Annotated in this window: 18 protein-coding genes; 8 read left to right on the forward strand and 10 right to left on the reverse strand. The window is 59.0% G+C overall.

Features of this window, described 5'->3' with window-relative positions; all coding sequences use genetic code 11:
• Positions 1–6: 6 nt before the first annotated feature.
• The gene (locus AAC850_RS12120) at positions 7–867 is read right to left on the reverse strand and encodes an SDR family NAD(P)-dependent oxidoreductase (protein ID WP_340589024.1); all 861 of its coding nucleotides are present in this window, start codon (positions 865–867) and stop codon (positions 7–9) included.
• Positions 868–1,056: 189 nt separating this feature from the next.
• Between AAC850_RS12120 and AAC850_RS12125 the strand changes: the two genes are divergently transcribed.
• Both AAC850_RS12125 and AAC850_RS12130 read left to right on the forward strand, forming a co-directional pair.
• The gene (locus AAC850_RS12125; protein ID WP_340589140.1) at positions 1,057–2,418 is read left to right on the forward strand and encodes an aromatic ring-hydroxylating oxygenase subunit alpha; all 1,362 of its coding nucleotides are present in this window, start codon (positions 1,057–1,059) and stop codon (positions 2,416–2,418) included.
• Positions 2,419–2,422: 4 nt separating this feature from the next.
• Positions 2,423–2,974: a nuclear transport factor 2 family protein gene (locus AAC850_RS12130; protein ID WP_340589025.1), complete on the forward strand. Its 552-nt coding sequence runs from the start codon at positions 2,423–2,425 to the stop codon at positions 2,972–2,974.
• A 1-nt stretch (position 2,975) separates the two neighbouring features.
• Here AAC850_RS12130 and AAC850_RS12135 read toward each other — a convergent pair whose 3' ends face one another.
• Genes AAC850_RS12135 through AAC850_RS12145 form a run of 3 tightly spaced genes read right to left on the reverse strand, consistent with a single transcriptional unit; the run spans position 2,976 to position 5,531 of the window.
• A complete protein-coding gene (locus tag AAC850_RS12135) occupies positions 2,976–3,836 on the reverse strand; it encodes an SDR family NAD(P)-dependent oxidoreductase (protein ID WP_340589027.1) in 861 nt (286 codons plus the stop codon).
• Between the two features lie 4 nt (positions 3,837–3,840).
• Positions 3,841–4,689, reverse strand: coding sequence for a TauD/TfdA dioxygenase family protein (locus tag AAC850_RS12140; RefSeq protein ID WP_340589028.1), 849 nt, complete (start codon positions 4,687–4,689; stop codon positions 3,841–3,843).
• Positions 4,690–4,691: 2 nt separating this feature from the next.
• Positions 4,692–5,531, reverse strand: a complete 840-nt coding sequence (locus tag AAC850_RS12145; RefSeq protein ID WP_340589029.1) for a TauD/TfdA dioxygenase family protein — start codon at positions 5,529–5,531, stop codon at positions 4,692–4,694.
• Positions 5,532–5,683: 152 nt separating this feature from the next.
• Between AAC850_RS12145 and AAC850_RS12150 the strand changes: the two genes are divergently transcribed.
• Positions 5,684–6,529, forward strand: a complete 846-nt coding sequence (locus AAC850_RS12150; RefSeq protein WP_340589030.1) for a TauD/TfdA dioxygenase family protein — start codon at positions 5,684–5,686, stop codon at positions 6,527–6,529.
• Positions 6,530–6,537: 8 nt separating this feature from the next.
• On the opposite strand, the gene AAC850_RS12155 is transcribed toward AAC850_RS12150, so the two are convergent.
• The gene (locus AAC850_RS12155) at positions 6,538–7,284 is read right to left on the reverse strand and encodes an SDR family NAD(P)-dependent oxidoreductase (RefSeq protein ID WP_340589031.1); all 747 of its coding nucleotides are present in this window, start codon (positions 7,282–7,284) and stop codon (positions 6,538–6,540) included.
• Positions 7,285–7,348: 64 nt separating this feature from the next.
• Positions 7,349–8,494, reverse strand: a complete 1,146-nt coding sequence (locus AAC850_RS12160; protein ID WP_340589032.1) for a cytochrome P450 — start codon at positions 8,492–8,494, stop codon at positions 7,349–7,351.
• Between the two features lie 184 nt (positions 8,495–8,678).
• On the opposite strand from AAC850_RS12160, the gene AAC850_RS12165 reads away from it, so the two are divergent.
• From AAC850_RS12165 to AAC850_RS12185, 5 genes are all read left to right on the forward strand, one after another.
• The gene (locus AAC850_RS12165) at positions 8,679–10,265 is read left to right on the forward strand and encodes an AMP-binding protein (protein ID WP_340589034.1); all 1,587 of its coding nucleotides are present in this window, start codon (positions 8,679–8,681) and stop codon (positions 10,263–10,265) included.
• A 103-nt stretch (positions 10,266–10,368) separates the two neighbouring features.
• Positions 10,369–11,772: an aromatic ring-hydroxylating oxygenase subunit alpha gene (locus AAC850_RS12170; protein WP_340589035.1), complete on the forward strand. Its 1,404-nt coding sequence runs from the start codon at positions 10,369–10,371 to the stop codon at positions 11,770–11,772.
• Between the two features lie 3 nt (positions 11,773–11,775).
• Positions 11,776–12,555 (forward strand): SDR family NAD(P)-dependent oxidoreductase, encoded by a 780-nt coding sequence (locus AAC850_RS12175; protein WP_340589037.1) that lies wholly within the window; start codon positions 11,776–11,778, stop codon positions 12,553–12,555.
• A gap of 16 nt (positions 12,556–12,571) precedes the next feature.
• On the forward strand, positions 12,572–13,663 hold the full coding sequence (locus AAC850_RS12180; RefSeq protein WP_340589039.1) for an alpha/beta hydrolase fold domain-containing protein: 1,092 nt from the start codon (positions 12,572–12,574) through the stop codon (positions 13,661–13,663).
• Positions 13,660–14,217 carry a VOC family protein gene (locus AAC850_RS12185; protein ID WP_340589041.1) on the forward strand — a complete coding sequence of 186 codons (558 nt, stop codon included), beginning with the start codon at positions 13,660–13,662 and terminating at the stop codon, positions 14,215–14,217. The genes AAC850_RS12180 and AAC850_RS12185 overlap by 4 nt, the downstream gene beginning before the upstream one ends.
• Positions 14,218–14,223: 6 nt before the next feature.
• Here the strand turns inward: AAC850_RS12185 and AAC850_RS12190 are convergent, their stop codons facing one another.
• From AAC850_RS12190 to AAC850_RS12205, 4 genes are read right to left on the reverse strand one after another with little or no spacing between them, the layout of a single operon-like run.
• Positions 14,224–15,309, reverse strand: coding sequence for an alpha/beta hydrolase (locus AAC850_RS12190; RefSeq protein ID WP_340589043.1), 1,086 nt, complete (start codon positions 15,307–15,309; stop codon positions 14,224–14,226).
• A gap of 22 nt (positions 15,310–15,331) precedes the next feature.
• Complete coding sequence (locus AAC850_RS12195; protein ID WP_340589044.1) at positions 15,332–16,141, reverse strand: sterol desaturase family protein; 810 nt, start codon at positions 16,139–16,141, stop codon at positions 15,332–15,334.
• Positions 16,142–16,153: 12 nt separating this feature from the next.
• Positions 16,154–17,296, reverse strand: coding sequence for an FAS1-like dehydratase domain-containing protein (locus AAC850_RS12200; protein ID WP_340589046.1), 1,143 nt, complete (start codon positions 17,294–17,296; stop codon positions 16,154–16,156).
• 22 nt (positions 17,297–17,318) lie between these two features.
• Positions 17,319–18,884: an acetate--CoA ligase gene (locus AAC850_RS12205; RefSeq protein WP_340589048.1), complete on the reverse strand. Its 1,566-nt coding sequence runs from the start codon at positions 18,882–18,884 to the stop codon at positions 17,319–17,321.
• Between the last annotated feature and the right edge of the window lie 7 nt (positions 18,885–18,891).

Consider the following 18,891-nt stretch of genomic DNA (forward strand, 5'->3'; position numbering starts at 1 on the left):
GTCTCCCTAGACCGGCTGCCAGATCGGCGACCCGCGCGATTCACGCAGGCTGGGGATTTCCCTGCCGTCTATATCCCTGATGTCGTAATCCTTGGCGACTTCAGCGGTGATGAAAGTACCGCCGCTGCGCTGCATGACGTCCGGATCGGCTGCCATCGCGGCGATCACCATGCCGGGAAATTCCGGAGAGCAGCCGTTTTCGGGCTTGGTCGCCGACCGACCCGAAAGGCCGGGAATCTGGGCAAGGTTGCGGTTTGCCCGTTCGGTGAAGGTCAATCCCTGCCACAGCGACATCGAAGCGACATTGTGAGGCTTCAGTTCGATGGCCATATCGCGCGCCATGCGGTCCACCGCGGTTTTCGCAGTCCCGAAAATAGTGCCGTAGGTATAGGTCACGCCAACATAACCCGATATGGCAACGATCAGGCCCGACCCTTGCGGTACCATGATCTGCGCAGCGTGCCAGGCGGCTACAAAATTGGATTTCACTCCGACGTCAACCATCTGCCAGTTCGACAGCGGTTTCTCCCAGAAGCCTCCCGCATCTGTCAGGTCGTCTGGAATGGCGAAAGCGTTGTTGACGAGCACATCGAGACGGCCCTGTTCGCGACGAACCTGATCGAACAGCGCGGCCACAGCATCATCATCATTATGATCGACTGCCACGGCAATGCCCTTGCCGCCGCGTGCATCGCACTCGGCAGCGGTCTGGCCAACAGTCCCGGGCAGGTCGTGGTCGCCTTCGTTGACCGTTCGACCGGTTACGTAAACTGTGGCACCTTCCGCCGCGAGCGCGACCGCCATGCCCTTGCCGATCCCGCGGCTGGCGCCTGTTACGACGGCAACCTTTCCGTCAAGCAATCCCATCCAAACTTCTCCGTTTCTGCCATAGAGGCTAGGCGTCGCTGTTGCGCCAAAGCAAGCATACGATGAGGCAGGGGGCATGCTTTCGCCGGGGCGATCATCTGGGCGCGCAAGCTTGAGGTCGTTGGACCTTTCCAGCACATTGCAATTCGACGCATGGCATTCCGCCAAACACGTCCGCAGGTGCGAGCGATGATCGAAATGAGCAAAACCATCGACAAGACGCAAGATCTTGAAAATCCGGTAGTAATTCCGCCGGAAGCTTATATTTCCCGCGATTATGCGGAGGCAGAGCAGGACCGGCTATTTCGCAAGGTCTGGCTGCAGGCAGGCCGGCTGGAGGATCTGCGCGAGGTCGGCGACTTCATCACCTACAATATCGGGCCAGATTCGGTCATCATCGTGAAATCGGGTGAAGGGGAGCTATCCGCCTATCACAATGTCTGCCCGCATCGTGGACGCCGGCTGGTCGATACGCCCGAAGGCAAGCGCAATGCGCGCGGAACGCGCAAGAACTTCATTTGCGGCTATCACGGCTGGACTTTCGGGCTTGATGGCGAAAACACATACATCGAGCATGAAGAAGACTGGCAAGGCTCGCTGTGCGCGGGGCGCGCCGATCTCGGCAAGGTGCACGTCGATACATGGGGCGGCTGGATCTGGATCAACCTTGATCCTGACTGCAAGCCATTGCGAGAGTATCTGGGCGTCATTCCCGAAATGCTCGACCCATACCAGCTGGAGAACATGCGGCCGCGCTGGCGGAAATGGATCATCTTCGATTGCAACTGGAAGGTGGCGATGGAAGCCTTCGCAGAAACCTACCACGTTTCCAGCACGCATCCCGAATTCAACGCCTTCGGCCAGTTCCGCGGCTGGGCGCGCAACCACGGTCTGCACACCAATATCGGCTACGAAGCGCCCAAGGGGATGGAAGAGGATTCGGGCAAGATGCGGGTCGGCTCCGGTGCAGATCCGCGCCTGACGACGGCGGAAATGCAGAACTTCACATGGGAGAATGCCAATACCAATACCACGGCCAAACTGGTCGAGGTGGCAAATCGCCTGAAGGATGAGTTGCCCGAGGGTACGCCAGCCGCCGAGGTGTCGGCCCATTGGATCAAGACCGCACGAGAAGAAGATGCGGCGCGCGGCGTGAACTGGCCGAACGTCGCGCCCGAGCACACCGCAAAAGCGGGCACTGCGTGGCAGGTCTTTCCCAACTTCCAGATCGGCCAGGCGGTGCAGAACATGCTTTGCTATCATGCGCGGCCCTTTGGAAACGACCCGGACAAGTGCTATTTCGAGGCGGCAGTCTACGAACTCTATCCCGAAGGCGAAGCGCCCGAAACAGAGTGGGAATATACCAAGCCGCACGAATGGCCGCCGGTGCTGCAGCAGGATTTTGCGAACATGGCGGCGGTTCAGCAGGGCATGAAGAACGCCGGCTTCCGTGGTGCTCAGGTCAATCCATACATGGAACGCGCCGTGGCGAGCCTGCACCTGAACCTGTCACGATACATGGGCACCGGAGCCCCGCGGCCGCGGAATTAGCTCAGTGGCCAGCGAGGAATTGCAGCAAACCATCGCTCACTTGAAGGACCGGCAGGATATTCTCGACTGCATCATGCGCGAGGCAAGGGGTCGCGACAGGCATGATCTCGAGCTGACGCGCAGTTGCTATTGGAACGAAGGTTACGACGAACACGGCCCCATTATCACCGCCGCACCCGACTATCCCGAACGCGCCAATGCCGGGCACGCGGCCCATTTTTCCGCGACCAGTCATAACATCACCAGCCACACTTGCGAGATCGATGGTAATACCGCCCATTGCGAAAGCTACGTGGTTGGCGGCCTGCTGACGAAGGACGAGCATGGCTGCGTTATCGCAATGGGGCGCTACATCGACAGGCTGGAGAAGCGGGGCGGCGAATGGCGCATCCTCCACCGCCGCTGCACCGTCGATATGGCGATGGACGGCGGTACCGAGTGGTTGCACAGCCCAGCGGTCAACGGGTTTCTCAAATCGGTCTGGGGAAAGGAAGATCGATCGTATCAACGCCCCGTCAGCGTGGGTAAGGACGGTATCCGCTGGGGCGACGCCTGACCTAACGCACTATGATTTTATAGTTCTCGCGCGGCGCGACCTTGTGCGTATCGCGCGCCGATGAGGGAATCTTGCCATTGGCATCGGTGAAACCGTAACGCGTGGCCATTTCTGCCCCGATCACCGCCTGACCGGAAAGCTGCTTTAGCTCTGGATCGTTGAACAGCGCCCAGATTGCATGGCCAGTGAAATCGGGTGTTTCCAATGCGTCTGCGAGATGACCGTATTTTACGGGATCCGCTTCGATCATGCCCAGCAGTCGCTCGGTCGCCAGCGCGCCCATCCAGATCGAGACTGCGCTGACGCCGGTTCCATCAAGATCGACCGCCATGTCGGCTGCAAGCTTGTCCAGTCCTGCCTTATGCGCGCCATAGGCCGGCCCGAGGCAGTAATGCACCGCGCCCGGCGCAGAAGTGAAGGCAATCAGCCCGCTTCCCTGCCGGACCATGATTTGCGCGGCGTGCCAGCTCGCTTCGTAGCTGCTCTTGACCCCGACATCGATCATTCGTCCGAGTGAAATCGGTTTCTCCCAGAATGTCCCCGGCTCGGTCAGCGCATCCTGGATGGCGCAGGCATTGTTGACGAGGATATCAAGCCGCCCCTCATCGTGTTCGATCTGCGCAAAGAGCGCTGCCACCGCTTCGCCATCGCCGTGATCGCACTGCACCGCAATCCCGCGCCCGCCTGCCGCGGTCACTTCGTCCGCCGTGGCCTGAATAGTCCCATTCTTCGTTTCCGAGCGGGAGATTGATCGCCCGGTCACATAGACCTTGCAGCCATGCGAGCCGAGCGCGCGAGCAATTCCGCGTCCGGCACCGCGGCTTGCGCCGGTGACCAGAGCGACAGGTGCGTCTGTGCTCACCGGACTAGCCAGCGCTTGCCCAGGGTTCCTCGCCTTCAAGCTTGGTGCGCAGCATCATGCGGCCGGAGCTAGGGTCGAATGCCTCGGCCCGGTGCATCGTTCCGGTGTTGTCCCAAATCACCAGGTCACCCGGCTCCCATTCGTGGCTGTAGGTAAACTCCGGCCCGGTCGCCCAATCGCGCAGGCCATGCAGAATGGCCGCGCTTTCCATCGGCGTCTTGCCTTTGACCGCGACCGCCGTGTTGCCGAGTACCAGTGATTTGCGGCCCGATTTGTGTTCCCACACCAGCGGCAGCTCGGCCTCGCCGATACGCTGATAATTTTCGAGCAGCGCAAGACTGGGTTCGGGCGTGTGATAGAACAGCGATGCCCACGGACCATGGATGACGGTGAGCCCGTCGATCTCCGCCTTTCGCTCGTCAGGCAGGGCATCATAAGCTGTGTAGGTATTGGAAAAGCCGGTGTTTCCCGTGCCCTTGGGCGAAGGAACTTTGCAGGTCAGCAACGAGGCAAGGATCGGGACATCGTTACGCGTCCCGTCGATATGCCAGTAGAGAGAGCCCTTGAGATATTCGGCCGAACTGGGGTTTTCTTTCACATCAAGCGTGATCTTGGTGACGCCTTCGCGATCGCCTTCCTGTGCGAACCTCCCCATGGTTTTGGTGAAGGCGACCTGTTCTTCCTCGGTGAAATTGATCTGCGGAAATACCAGCACGCCGCGCTGTTCCATCAGGTCTCGCAAGGCATCTCCCAGTTCGCCCGACAGAAGTTCGTCCTTGGTGTTCAGAACCCGGCTGCCGATCTGCGGCTTGATATCTTCGGCACGCAGTTCGATCTTTGCTGAGGTTGCCATCTTCAATTCTCCCATGCTTCTACGCCCTGCAGGATCGTGCGATGCATCATGCGACCCGAAGCAGGGTCGTATGGCGTCGCGCGATGAAGCGAGGTGCGGTTATCCCAAATGATCGTATCGCCCACCGTCCATTTGTGCACGTAGCTGAACGGTTCGCTGGTGGCGTGTTCGCGCAGCGAGTGCAGGATCCGGTGGCTTTCCTTCGGATCCAAGCCCTTGATGTAATGTGCTGTATTACCCAGCACCATCGACTTGCGGCCCGAATTGTGGGTGCAGACAAGCGGCAGTTCCGCCTCTCCGTGCGACTGCCAGTTATCGAGCTGTTCAACAGTCGGTTCAGGCGTGTGATAAAGTTGCGAGCGCCACAGCGAGTGGACCACGCGCAAATCATCGATCTCTGCCTTGGTCTTGCCGTCCAGCGCTTCGTAGGAGGTCGCAGTGTTCGCAAAAGCAGTATCGCCGCCTTCATCCGACAACTTGACCGCAGTGAGCATGGACGCGCGTATCGGCAATTGGTGCATTGTTCCGTCAATGTGCCAGTAGAGTGACCCCTTGAGATACTCCGCGACACGCGCGTTCACGCCCTCGTCCAGCGAGACCTTGAACACTTCCGATCCCTGGATTTCCGTGACGCTGCCGCCAAGCAGGTCGGTGAAACGAAGCTGTTCTTCGTCGGTGAAATTGACTTGCGGGAAAACCAGGACAGCACGCTGCTCCAGCAGGGCATTGATCTCGTCCGAAAGCTCACCCGAAAGCAGTTCGTCCTTCGTGTTCAGAATGCGGGTGCCGATCCCGGGCTTGATCGCTTCTTGTCGCAACTGGATTTTCGTTTCGACGGTCATTTTGCTGTCTTCTTCGTTACCTTGCCCTGCCGATTTCGCATTCGCGTCGCCAAGCTACAAGGCGAGGGCGCAGATATCGCTGCGGCGTATTGTCTAAGCGTAGGGGACAGCACACAGTCGCCAATTCGAATGCACAAAAGGCAGCCCGCAAGATGTCACTCAGAATTGAACCCATCTCACCCGAAATCGGTGCAAATATCTTCGTCGCGCCCGACGTCGTGCTCGACGAAGGCATACCTGAGCAACTGCTTGATGCATTGGAAAAATACAGCGTGCTGGTACTGCCCGAAAACGGCATGGACGATACGACGTTTACTGCCATGGCCAAGGCGATGGGGCCGGCACACGATCTTGGTGTGACGGCGGAAGAAGGATCGGAGGAAACGGAGGCAGGGGTCTACCGGGTCGCGCTCGACAAGGACGATCAGACACAGCTCGATTTCGTTCGCGGCAATGATTGGTGGCACATGGACGGCACTGTCTACGACACGCCGGGAAAGGCCACGCTGCTCAAGTGCGAAAGCCCGCCCAAGAGTGGCGGCGACACGGGCTTTGCCAAGCTCGATGCTGCCTGGAACGCGCTTCCGAAGGACAAGCGGGAGAAACTGGAAGGGCTGACCGTGCGCCATGCATTCCGCGCAGTTGGCAAGCTGCTTTACGGAGATGTCACCGAGGAACAGGTCGCCATGTGGGACAACTTCTTCCCTCCAACCGAACACCCACTTGTCTGGCACCGCACGAGCGGCGAGACCTCGCTCCTCATCGGCTCAACGGCCTACGACATCCCCGGAATGGCTGATGCCGAGGCGCGGGCCTTGCTTGATGAGCTGTACGACTTCGTTACGCAGGATCGCTTCACCTACAGGCACCAGTGGAAGAAGGGCGATGTGGTGATCTTTCACAATCCGGCCCTGCTCCACCGGTCGTTTCCATACGACAAGGAAGCTGGCCGGTTGATGCATCGCACCACCATCGCAGGCACGGAGGCTATCGCCTGACGTCGTGCCTAGGCTGACCCCATGTAGCGGCCGCCATTGGTGCTGATCGTCTGACCGGTGACATAGCTTGAATCGTCGCTGGCGAGAAACAGGCAAGCACCCGCTATCTCTTCCGGACGACCGATACGCTTCATCGGCAGTGTCTGAGCATAGGCCTCGATGTCAATCGGAGCGGCACGCAGCGCTGGCGTATCGACCACGCCTGGCGGCACCATGTTGAAGGTCACGCCGCTCGCCGCATATTCCAGCGCAAGTGCCTTGGTCATACCCATCACGCCGCCCTTGGATGCGACGTAATGGACCTGCGCGAAGCTGCCGCCCTGGATAGAGGACGAAGTGATATTCACCACGCGGCCCCAACCGGCTTCGAGCATGGCGGGCAGGAATTCGCGAATGCAGAAGAACTGGCCCTTGGTGTTCACATCCTGGACCTTGTCCCACTGTTCCTCGGTGATCTCGAAAAACGGCACAAAGGGTGCAATACCCGCGTTGTTGACGAGGATATGCGGCTCGCCATAGGCCTCGCGAATTTCGGCTGCCCCTTTGGCAATGGCATCGCGGCTGGACACGTCGACGATCGAGCCGAGCGCCTCACCGCCATCGGCCTTGATCATCTCGACCGTTTCGGCAACGCCATCGGCATTCAAATCCCAAACGCCGACCTTTGCGCCTTCCTTGGCGTAGCGTTGAGCGATCGAGCGTCCGATGCCCGATCCAGCTCCGGTGACGACTGCTATCTTGCCTTCGAGTTGCATGAAAATTCCTTCAATTGCCTGCACACCATCAGCCTGATGGAGCGCGAAATTCACGAATCGCCGATCATCCGAGCGGATCGCACATGACGATTGCCTTACGCAATTCGTAGCTCTGCAACATCTCCGACCAGCCAATATCGGGCGCGCGATGTAAACGGATGCCCGGCACTCTGAGCAGGGCGTCGAGGAATACGCGGGTTTCATGCAGCGCCACCTGCCAACCCGGGCAATGATGTGCGCCATCGCCAAAGCTGAGAAATTCGCCCCGTCCCTTGATCTTGCTTGTCCGGTCGGGATCGAGCGCGAAGGGGCATTCCCCCACAGCTTCGGGATCGGTGTTCACCTGGTGCGAACAGATCGCCTTGATTGGAGACGCGTCATCACCGGCGCGGCGGTAGAGGAAGGCGGCGATAGGTTCGAGCCGGAGGATTTCGAGCAGGATTGCCTCCTGTTCGCGTTCTGACGAAGCGAGGAACCGTGCCCGTAATTCATCGCTTTCGAACATGTGCCATGCAGCGATGACGATGAATTCACGCGTCGTCACCATGCCCGCCGCAGCATAGGTCATGCATTCCATCATGATCGCACGGTCGGACAGGCCCAATGCGATCAAATGCGAAATGATATCGTCTTCGGGCTTCTCTCGCCGGGCACGGATAGTTGGTCGAACGTCGTTGAAGTAGAAATCGATCTGGTTGAAAAACTTGCGTGCTTTGACGCTCAACCGGCTCAAAAGATCGAACTTGTGGTAGAAGGCGGCTGACAATGACATCGCGAGCCGTTTCGCCATCTTCTTGCGGTCGGTCACAGTCAGGCCGACAATATCGGCGGCCACGGCCACTGCGAGATCAAAGCTCATCACGTCGATCTGACCGGTGCCGGTGCGGCGTAATTCGGTGATCTGTTCATCGGTCACTCGCCGCATGATGTGGCTGTAGCGGGTCTCGATGGCCTTCGGCGTGAAGTATCGGGCGATATCGGCGCGTTTCTTCTTGTGGTCTGCGCCGTCGAGGAAGAAGACCGGCGTGCTGGCAGGGTCGCTGGTATCGAAATACTCGGCACCTCCGCCCGCCTGGACCATCGCCTTGTCGCGCAAGACTTCGCGAGCTTGGGTAAAAGTTTCGATCCGTTGCGAATTGCTCCGCGGTGTAGCGCGGGCGGCGACTACGCCAGCGGTCTTGCGATCATCGCGTTCGATTGGTGTCGTCATGCCGGCCTTTCGCATCGTGGCTCGTCCATTTGCCAACAATGGCGGGACATACGACAACGGTGCGAGATTGCCGAAAGGCCAGTACTTACTATCGCCTCGGCGATAGCCGCCGCCCCGCCTGTTGCACCGAGCGGCTTTGTCCGGTCTTGCTGGTTGTGCATTCAGGATTTCGGACAACAGGATGATGGAGCGACGCAACGCTGGAAATTGGTCGGTGCGCGATGATCGCGTGCTCGCTCAGGCTGCCCGCGATGCCGGACTGTGGAGCGACACGACGCTGGCCGATGCCTTGCGCGACGCTGCGAAATCCGAACCTGAGCGCGTCCTGCTGATCGATGGCGAGACGCGCGTAACAGCCAACCTTTTATTGCATGACGCACAGGCTTTGGCAGGCGCGATGCAGGCACGCATGGAGAAGGGCAGTGTCGTCTCCTTCATGCTGCCCAACTGGCATGAGGCGGCGGTGATCTATCTTGCCGCGACGCTGGCCGGAATGGTCGCCAATCCGATCCTTCCTTCACTGCGCGCTCACGATCTGCGTTTCATCCTTCCCGACGCCGGGACGCGGATGATCTTCGTGCCGCAAGAATTCCGCGGCTTTGAATGTGCAGAAATGGTGCGCGGCGTGGTCGCCGAAATGGAACAGCGTGCAGATGTTGTAGTCGTGCGCGGCAATGCGGGCCCGTCGCTGTCTTATCCCGCCCTATGTTCTTCACAGGATGGCCTTGCGACGGTCGCTCTTGACCCTGACGATGTGCGTATGCTCATGTACACATCGGGCACGACCGGCAGGCCCAAGGGCGTTCTTCATACGCACAATACGATCAACGCGCTGATTGCCCAGATCGGCGAGCATTGGCTGGTCGAGCCCGGTGACAGCTTCCTCGTTTCATCGCCTGTCAGCCATATCGGAGGGTCGATCTACGCCTTTGAGGCACCATTGCTGCTTGGCACGAGCGCAATCCTGATGGAGCGGTGGGAGCCTGCAGAAGCTCTCGAGCATATGCGCAATCATCGCATCACGCACATGGCGGGCGCTACGCCTTTCCTGCAGCACCTGCTCGATGCAGCGAAAGCGGCGTGCACCGACTTGCCCGATCTCAAGGTGTTCATTTGCGGCGGCGCGTCGGTTCCGCCTTTGCTGATCCGCGAGGCGAGCGATCATTTTGCCAATGCAAGAGTGACGCGGGTTTATGGCTCTACCGAGGTGCCTGTGACAACGGTGGGTTCGCTCACCAGCAAGGGTATGGACGAGGCAGCCGATACCGACGGCAAACCCGGAATTGCAGAAGTGATCCTCGGAGAAGCAAGCGAAATCCGCGCGCGTGGGCCACAGATGCTTGCGGGTTATCTCCATCCCGAAGATGAAGAGAGCGCCTTCGATGAGCAGGGCTTTTATCGTACAGGTGATCAGGGTGAACTTACCGCTTCGGGCCATCTCGTCGTAACGGGCCGGATCAAGGACCTGATTATTCGCAATGGCGAGAACATTGCCCCCAAGGAAGTCGAAGACCTCCTGCTGGGCCACCCCGATATCACCGAGATCGCGATCGTCGGCATTCCCGATCAGCGTACCGGCGAGAAGGCGTGTGCGGTAATTGTTCCGCGCGATGGCGCTACTCCGGATGTCGCGTCGCTTGGCGCATATATGGCGGGTTTCGGGGTCGCGCGCTTCAAATATCCCGAGCTTGTCGATCTGCGCGGAAACCTTCCGAAGAATGATGCCGGGAAAGTGCTGAAACATATCCTGCGCGAAGAACTTTCGTCCTGATATGCCCTTCATCGCCCGCGCGCTTTTCGCGCGAAGGGCTTTGAGCACGCGGCGGGAGAGGTTAGCCCTCTTTCCAACACAAAATTCTTGAGAGGTTCGACCGATGGCAGAGGCAGATCCCGGCAGCTTTGGGGACATTCCCTTTGAAGTGACGGATCCCGAACGGATTCCCGCCAAGCGATACTACGACCAGCAGTTCTTCGATCTTGAAGTGGAACACCTCTGGCCAAAGACATGGCAAATGGCCGCCCGATTGGAACTGCTCGAAAATGTCGGCGATTACGTCGAATATTCGATCCTCGGCAAATCGATCATCGTGGTTCGCGCAAAGGATGGCATCAAGGCCTACCACAACGCCTGCCGCCATCGCGGTGTGCCGCTTGCCAAGGAAGGCGAGGTTGGCAATTGCAAGACGCAAGGGTTCATCTGCCCGTTTCACGGCTGGCGCTTTAACGCAGAAGGCGAGAACACCTTCGTCTATGGCGAGCACATGTTCTCTGAAGACCAGCTCGACAAGGCCGAGCTGGCGCTGAGGCCGTGCCGCGTCGAAACTGCGATCGGCTGCGCCTTCATCAATTTTGACGATGATGCATTGCCGCTTCGCGAGGCTCTGGGCCCTCAGATAGAGGCGCTCGAAGCGCACGGTATCGGCAACCTGCGTTCAGAGTGGTGGTACTCGACAGTCCTCCCGGCAAACTGGAAAACCGCGATGGAGGCCTTCATGGAAGGCTACCACGTGATGCGCACGCACCCGCAATTGCAGCGCGCCGTGCCTCAGCTCTACAATTCGATGTACGGCATGGACACCGGCGGCATCGGCCTGCCGATCAATCCCAATCTCTCAGTGAAGGACAACATCGCCGCGCAGTTCAAGCATATGAAGCTGCTGAGCGCGGGGATGGCGGGAATGGTTCACGCCAAGGAAGTGGCGATTGCCGAACAATTGCTCGAAGTCGACCTGCCCGAAGATCCCGCAGAAGCGGTGCCCATGTGGTACGGTATCGTGCAGCATCAGGTGGTGGAGCAATTGCGGGCTGCGGGCGAAGACTTGCCCGATCTCAACGCTGCTGCGCAGTCGCACCCGATCCAGGCGGTTGAGTTCACCTTCCCGCATTATTTCCTACTGCCGTTCTTCAGCGGAGCCTCGTCGTATCGCATCCGCCCGCTCGGCCCGGAAAGCTGCGTGTTCGAATTATGGTCGCTTACCAATTATCCGAAGGGAAAAGAGCCAGAGCCGCCGCGTGAGCCGACGGTGCTGCCCTACGATAGCGACCAATTCCCCGAGATCCCGCGGCAGGATTACGGCAACATCCCGATCCAGCAGCGCGGACTGCATGCCGAAGGCTTCGAGTTCATGCGCCTCGCAAAGGATGTCGAAGGGATGATCAGCAATTACAACCGGATCATCGACGGCTATCTGAAGGGGGCGCCGAAAGAGAAACTGGCCGCCGCCACGCACACCTTGCTCGGCAATTTCGACGGCAAGATCATCGAATACGACCTGTAAGCCATGAAGGTTGCGATCATCACCGGCGCGGGCAGCGGTATCGGCCTGGCAACTGCTAAAATGCTGCATGAGCAGGGCCTCGCCGTGGTCGGCATCGGACGCGATGAAGCCAAGCTTGGCAGCCTGCGCGATGCGCTTGGTGGAGGAGACGACCGCCTTGCCACCCTGTCTGTCGATGTGACGGACGATGATGGCCCGGCGCGCATTGTCCAGTGCGCACTGGACAAATTCGGCGGTGTTGATTTCCTGATCAACAATGCGGGCCTTGGCAGTCCTTCACCGTTGCACGAGACCGATGACGCGAAACTCGACCTGTTTCTCGACGTCATGTTGCGCGCGCCATTCCGCCTGAGCCGAGAGGCCATCGTGCATATGAAGCCGGGCTCGGGCGTAGTGAATGTCACCAGCACTTTTGCCATGATCGGCGGCAAGCGCGGTGGCCCCTATTCGGCTGCCAAAGGCGGGCTACGCTCGCTCACAGAACACATGGCCGTGGAGTACGGTCCGCAGGGAATCCGCAGCAACAATGTCGCGCCCGGTGTGACCATGACCGACATGGTTCGCCATCGTTTTGAAGATGAGACGTTCAAGCGCGTGAATGTCGAGACCACACCCTATCCGAGGCTCGCAGAGGCAGAGGACGTCGCCAGCGTTATCGCATTCTTGTGCTCGCCCGGCGGAGAAATGATCAATGGCCAGTCGATCGTGGTCGATGGCGGCTGGACCCGGACAAAATATCTCTCTCCCAGGGCGCTGACATCGGTCTGGAGCGACGCCGAATAATTGAGGAGGACTTTGAATGTTTATCCCTCGCGCCATTATTGCGTTCGCAAGTCTGGCATATGCGCAAGCTGCAACCGCACAGGTCGAGCTTCCTCCGCCAGAGACTTCTGGCGAAATCGAGAAGGATGGAACTGTCGTCGTGGGCAGCTTCCGCCTGCCGCCGTCCGTTTATCTCAGCGAGGAAGCGGCCGCATCGCTCCCGCGTGAAGCGAGCGATCCGCAGGCGATGTTATCACTGATTCTCAATGCGCCTGACCCTGCAGCAATTCGCCCGATGGCGGGACGCAGCATGGTACCGATGCATGAAATGATGCGCCAGACTTATGGCGTAACAACCGAGGCGGGCGAGATCGCCGGTGTACCGGTGATGTGGGCTATTCCCACTGGAGAATCCGCTGGCAGCAATTCGGATAAGGTGATGATCAACTTCCCCGGTGGCGGCTTTGTCGCGGGGACAGCAGACGGCACGGGGATGACCGAGAGCATACCTGTTGCGGGTCTTGCGGGAGTGCGCGTCGTATCGATCAGCTATCGGCAAGCTCCGGAGCATCGCTTTCCGGCAGCAAGTGAAGACTCGGCAGCCGTCTATCGTGCCTTGCTCGAGTCCTATGCTCCGGAAAATATTGCGATTTTCGGCTGCTCTGCGGGAGGCGCGCTCGCAGCGCAATCGATCGCTTGGTATGTCCAGGAAGGATTGCCACTCCCCGCAGCTGTAGGCATTTTCTGCGCTTCGGCGGACCGTTTTCGCGGTGGTGACTCAATGCATTATGCACGCCCGTTTCAGGGTCTTGCCCAGCAGGATGGAGTAGCCCCCATATCCTATTTCGACGGATCGGAGCGGACCAATCCGCTTGTTTCGCCGGTCGAGGATGCGGACCTTATGGCGCAGTTTCCGCCAAGCCTGATCATTACAGCAACACGGGCCATGGAAATGAGCTCGGCGATCAATACGCATCGCGAACTGGTGAAGGCCGGTGTCGAGGCAGACCTGCATGTCTGGGACGGGTTGGGCCACGCTTTTTACTATGACCCTACGCTGCCGGAATCGCGCGAGGCCTATCAGGTGATGGCTGATTTCTTTGCCGAACATCTTGGAGTGGTCGAATGAGCAGGCTCTACGGAAACCCCATCCACCAATGCTACGTCTATTCGGATTTCGATGCGGCGATCGAGCGCTTGGCTGCGGGAGGTATAGGACCGTTCTGGACCATGCGCAGCGGCGGCATGGGCATCTATCGCGGTGAAGAGCACGCGCTCGATATGGATGTCGGATTTTGCTATTCGGGCGACACCTGCTTCGAGATCATTGCACCGCGCGGCGAACAGCAGTCAGCCTATTGGGAATTCCTGACCCGCAATCCGCAAGGCGGCTTGCACCACATGGCCTATTTCTCAGACGATTTCGAAGCGACCCTTGCCGCCAGTGCGGCTGCGGGTAAGCCGTTGGAAATCGTTCAGGAGTTTCGCTTGCCCGGTTCGGATGAGGCAGTTGAAATCTATTGCGAACCCAAGGGGGCGGACAATCCCGTCCTTTTCCAGTTCGTGCATCACGGCCCGTTCGACAATTGGTTCGATTCCATGCGCAAGATTGCAGCCGAATGGGACGGAAGCGAACCCATCCGTGATGCGCGCGCATCAATGGCAGCGGCGATGCCCACCTAGGACTGTTCAATCGAGATTTTGCCGGAAGTGCCGCACAGTTGCGGCATAAGCCTCTCGGCTTTCGGGAAGCGCGGGATTGTATTGATAGCAATGCCCCATCGCCTCACCCACGATCAGCGTTGAATTAACATTCTGCGCCAATAGTGCGCTGTTTGTGACGATTGCCGGACTGAGGTCCATCGCCCGCGTGCCGGTAGTGATCAGCGTAGGAGGGAAGCTGGCGATCACTTCGGGATGGAGTGCGGGCGAGATAATCGGATCGGCATAATCGGCACCATCGAAATATCCCAGCGTCAGATCCTGCGCGAGTTGACCATCAACGTCAGGGCCGGGAAAGCTGCCATCTATATTGGCGGCAATATAAGCGGAATCACCTGACTGGAAGCGCACACCTCCGGCACCGAATATTCCGGCTGCGCCCATTTGCGGCATGTCGTTAGTGGGCAGGTATGCAGCCAGTTGGGCGGTCAATGCGCCGCCTGCTGAACAGCCAAAGACACCGATGCTATCTGGATCATAGTCTTCTAGAAGAGATCCAAAGACTGCCGCTGCGTCTTCTACGCCAGCGGGATGCCGATGTTCGGGAGCCATCCGGTAGTTCACGCTGATCACGCGGTATCCGCCCATGACCGCAATTGGGATGGATTCGATCAGCGAGCAACTTTCCCAGCACACGTTGAACGCGCCGCCATGCAAATTGATGAGCACGCGCCCGGGATCGAATTCCCCTTCGGCAGGCGTGATAATACGCACCGGAACACCGGCGATGACGGCCTCTTCTACGCGTGCCGGATACATCTGCTGGATCAGGTCAACACGCGGTTGGAGCATTCGTGCGAGTGTTGCGCGGCGGGCACCGATCTCCGGGTCTTGCCCGGTCGTCATCGCACCAACCGGAATGCGCCCGCGCATTTCCTGTGCCTGGCGTGATTCATCGCTTGCGAGAACCGATGGCGGCAAGTCGAAGGCCGAGACGTTGACCGTGCCATCTTCCGAGAATGCGGGACCGCGGTGTTCCTGCCCCGCCAAGGGTGACGCGAAGACAGCAAAGGTTAGGGCCGATGTTCCAGAGATCAGTCTTAGAAAATTCATCACCCGTCCCCTTTGTCTTGGCTCAGACCTGCGCACCTTCCGACGGCGCTGAAGCGGGCTTGGCATTGCGAACAGCAACTTTTTCGAAATCGACTTCGTATTTCTTGCGTTTCGTGCCGCACATGTAATCCCAGATCGTCATGTAGCCGCCGAAATTGTAGTTGAAATATTTGTGGTGCTGGTCGTGGAAAGTAGCCGTGATGAACCACTTGGTTGCCCAGCTCTTGTTCCACCAGCGCGGCAGGAACTCATAACCTGAGTGGACATAAAGTCCCATGATGATGTTGGTCGGGCCAATCAGGAACATGGCCTGTTCGCTGATGGGTAGCGCCAGCAACGTAGCGCAGGTCAGGAATATCGGAACGAAGCCACCATTGATCAGGGACTCCAGCGGGTTGACTGAGATCGTCGTCAGCAGGTTGGGCGATGTGGAGAGGTGGTGCAGCTTGTGAACATAGGTGTAGATCGGTTCTTTGTGCATCCAGCGATGGAGCCAGTAGAACCAGGTATCGAACAGGAAGAAGTAGGCGATGTATTCAACCGCTACCATCCACCAGTTGACCGGCGCGGGATCGATCACGATCATGCTGTTGTCCTGCAACCAGCCGGTACTCCACGCGATGATCGTGCCCGATATGGCGACATTGATTACGCCATAAAGGCCTTCCATCCGGAAGCGGTGCCATTTGAAGCCCTTGGGCTGGATCTTGCGCGACTTGAAGAAGCCGGTGACAAGACCAGCCACAATTCCTGTCACGACGAACAGGCCGAACCATAGCTGGAGCGACCGTTCGCCGTTGAACAGGGTGTCGAGAACTGCAAATCCGTCCATCGCGCCTTACCCTCAGCCCTTGCTTGGCAGCTCGGCCACGGCGGTGCCGATGGCGCTCATTTCGCCGCGATGGGTCTCCGCACGCTGTTCGATTTCGACGAATTTCTTGCCGCCCTCCTCGAACTTGCGCGATACCTTCCCGTCGATGAAGATCACATCGCCATCAGGATTGTGGCGGCGGATCTGGCAATCCGACTTGGTCAGGAAGCCATCATCGCCGATCCAGTTGGTGATGTGGTGGGTGAGCCAGCTGCAACGCTCTGGTCCGTAGTCATAGGCACCCGGTGTACCGACTTCGCGCGCGAAGGCGTCATCCCAGTGGACCCGCTCGGGCACGTCGCGAATACCAAAGTGGTTGGGAATGCCGAGACCGGGGTGGGCGTCGATCAGCTGAAAATGAAGCTTATTGGTGCGGATGTAAAGGCCACCCCAGCCTTGAGCATAACCGATAAAGCCGGTGACGGTCATCGGGCCCTTCATCATCCGGGGCAGGGCGTCGCCTTCCGAAACATCTTCCCAGAAGCGGGGCGTACTGCCACGGATTTCTTCGTTGCGATAGAGGTCGAACCACTCTTCGAGCTGTTCTTGCGAAATGCGGTCGGTGCCGCCTTTGACACTTTCATACTTCGTCCCACGTTCACGCGCTTCGTCACGATCGGTGCGGAACACGTAGCTGTCGCATTCGGCAACGTGGTCGCCGTTTTGGTTGTAGAAATCGACGTGGTAGATCTGCTGGAAAGCGCGACCGGCAAAGCGGGTCTGGTGCTCGACGAGGTCCTTCAGATAGGCTTCGGTGCGGATCACATCATTACGCAGGACCGGCTTGTGCCAGCTCCAGTTGGCGCCGGCCCACATGGCGTGGACGCCGGGCAGCCCGCCGCAATAGCCGGACACGATGCGGCTGGTCGAGAACAGGAAGCTCGGCAACGCGACGATCGAGCCATATTTTGTCTTCGCCGCATAATCGGGATCGCACCACAGCGGATTGTCGTCTCCGATACCGTGCGCATAGTGGCGGATGCCGTCACGCGTGGCTTCATAGTTCCACGGCTCAACCGTGTTTTCGATCTTTACGCCGATGCGCTTGCGCAGGTCTTCGAGACCTTCCTCGGTTATCTTGGGGAAACGCTGTTCGGTTTTCAGGACGGTTGCCATCGGGGTGTTCTCCTTGGAATATTCAGGCGGCTTTGGCAGCGGCAGCCGCTTCGCGATCGCGGAGGATCTTGCGGTTGACCTTGCCGGCCGGTGTCTTGGGCAGTTCGTCAACGAATTCGACGAGCCGCGGAAATTCATGTTGTGCGAGGCGAGTGCGGGTGAAGTCCTGCAGTTCCTTCACGAAAGGGGCGGACGGAGCGCGTTTCGAAATCACGAAGGCCTTGACCACAAGCCCGCGCTTCTCGTCGGGAGCGCCAATTACCGCGCATTCGAGCACATCGTCATGCTTAAGCATCGTGTTTTCGATCTCGACTGCGCTCATCGTCCAGCCAGCCGAAATGATGACGTCATCAGCGCGCCCGCAGTGGTAGAAATAGCCGTCTTCGTCGATCTTCGCCTGGTCCTTGGTTGAGAGCCAGCCGGTCTTGCGCTTGAGCATCAGCTCGCCGATCTCACCGGGGTCGGTCGGGGTGCCGTCGGGGCGCTGCACCTGCAGTTCGAGTCCGGGGACCGGTTTGCCGAGCGAGCCGGGCTTCACCTTGAAGTCCTGTGCGCCGGGGTAATTCACCAGCACCACACCAATCTCGGTCGTACCGTACATGGAGCACGCATCGATTCCGAATGTTCCGTCGATCCAGTCGAGCGTAGCCTCGTCGATCGGTTCGCCAGTGAAGGACATTTTCTTGAGGCCGAAAGCGAACTCGCTTGAGCGACCGGAATTTTTCATCATCCGGTAGTGGGTGGCGGCGGCGGAGAGATTGGTGATGCCAAACTCTTCCAACGCCTGCATCATGCGTACCGGATCGAAGCGCCCGCGACCCATAGTGCCGGTCGAAACACCCATTGCCAATGGTGCCATCGTGCCATGAACGAGGCCGTGACCCCATGCGGGGCTGGAGGGGCAGAAGAAACGGTCGCCTGGACGAATACCGGTGCCGTAAAGCGCGGCATACATCAGCGTGACGACCGAGCGGTGCGTGTGCTTCACCGCCTCAGGCAGTTCCCGGGTCGTGCCGGATGTATACTGGAAGAAGGCCAGATCATCGGCTTTGCTATGGGGGATGTATCGCGCTGAGCAAGCTTCGAGTTCGGCCAGCAACTTATCATCGGCCAGAAGAACGCGCGGCCCCTCGATCGATCGCGCATCGTCAGCCTTTTCTGCGTCTGTTACGAGGATAACCGGATTGCAGTCATCAACACGCAGGCGCAAGGCATCCGGGCCGAACAGGGTGAACAGCGGGACGGCAATTGAGCCGTGCAGGATCGCCCCGAACAGGCAGGCATAATTCAGCAGCGAAGGCGGCAGCATCACAGCAATTCGATCGCCCTTTTGCACGCCTTGCTGGTCGAGCCAGTTGGCAAATTGTGAAGCAGTGGCTGCGAGGTCATCGAAGCTGACAATTTCGTTTTCGCCGTCGCCATGTGCGATGCTGACAGCCGGGCGACCCGTCCCGTCGGCATGGCGCAGGATGCACTCATGCGTGATGTTCATCGTCTCGCGATCACCGTCGAACAGCTCCCACAGCCGGTCCGAACAGGCATGCGCCTGCGCATCGGCAAAGCTGGTCATCTCGGAGAGCTTCATCATCGGTCCA

It is taken from the genome of Erythrobacter alti (genome assembly GCF_037996805.1).
Lineage (GTDB): Bacteria > Pseudomonadota > Alphaproteobacteria > Sphingomonadales > Sphingomonadaceae > Alteraurantiacibacter > Alteraurantiacibacter alti.

Coding starts and splice junctions, on each gene's coding strand:
- AAC850_RS12190 (WP_340589043.1), bottom strand. CDS start 15,309: ATGAATTTTCTAAGACTGATCTCTGGAACATCGGCCCTAACCTTTGCT.
- AAC850_RS12145 (WP_340589029.1), bottom strand. CDS start 5,531: ATGACCGTCGAAACGAAAATCCAGTTGCGACAAGAAGCGATCAAGCCC.
- AAC850_RS12165 (WP_340589034.1), top strand. CDS start 8,679: ATGGAGCGACGCAACGCTGGAAATTGGTCGGTGCGCGATGATCGCGTG.
- AAC850_RS12160 (WP_340589032.1), bottom strand. CDS start 8,494: ATGACGACACCAATCGAACGCGATGATCGCAAGACCGCTGGCGTAGTC.
- AAC850_RS12205 (WP_340589048.1), bottom strand. CDS start 18,884: ATGATGAAGCTCTCCGAGATGACCAGCTTTGCCGATGCGCAGGCGCAT.
- AAC850_RS12140 (WP_340589028.1), bottom strand. CDS start 4,689: ATGGCAACCTCAGCAAAGATCGAACTGCGTGCCGAAGATATCAAGCCG.
- AAC850_RS12155 (WP_340589031.1), bottom strand. CDS start 7,284: ATGCAACTCGAAGGCAAGATAGCAGTCGTCACCGGAGCTGGATCGGGC.
- AAC850_RS12125 (WP_340589140.1), top strand. CDS start 1,057: ATGATCGAAATGAGCAAAACCATCGACAAGACGCAAGATCTTGAAAAT.
- AAC850_RS12195 (WP_340589044.1), bottom strand. CDS start 16,141: ATGGACGGATTTGCAGTTCTCGACACCCTGTTCAACGGCGAACGGTCG.
- AAC850_RS12170 (WP_340589035.1), top strand. CDS start 10,369: ATGGCAGAGGCAGATCCCGGCAGCTTTGGGGACATTCCCTTTGAAGTG.
- AAC850_RS12120 (WP_340589024.1), bottom strand. CDS start 867: ATGGGATTGCTTGACGGAAAGGTTGCCGTCGTAACAGGCGCCAGCCGC.
- AAC850_RS12150 (WP_340589030.1), top strand. CDS start 5,684: ATGTCACTCAGAATTGAACCCATCTCACCCGAAATCGGTGCAAATATC.
- AAC850_RS12200 (WP_340589046.1), bottom strand. CDS start 17,296: ATGGCAACCGTCCTGAAAACCGAACAGCGTTTCCCCAAGATAACCGAG.
- AAC850_RS12175 (WP_340589037.1), top strand. CDS start 11,776: ATGAAGGTTGCGATCATCACCGGCGCGGGCAGCGGTATCGGCCTGGCA.
- AAC850_RS12180 (WP_340589039.1), top strand. CDS start 12,572: ATGTTTATCCCTCGCGCCATTATTGCGTTCGCAAGTCTGGCATATGCG.
- AAC850_RS12185 (WP_340589041.1), top strand. CDS start 13,660: ATGAGCAGGCTCTACGGAAACCCCATCCACCAATGCTACGTCTATTCG.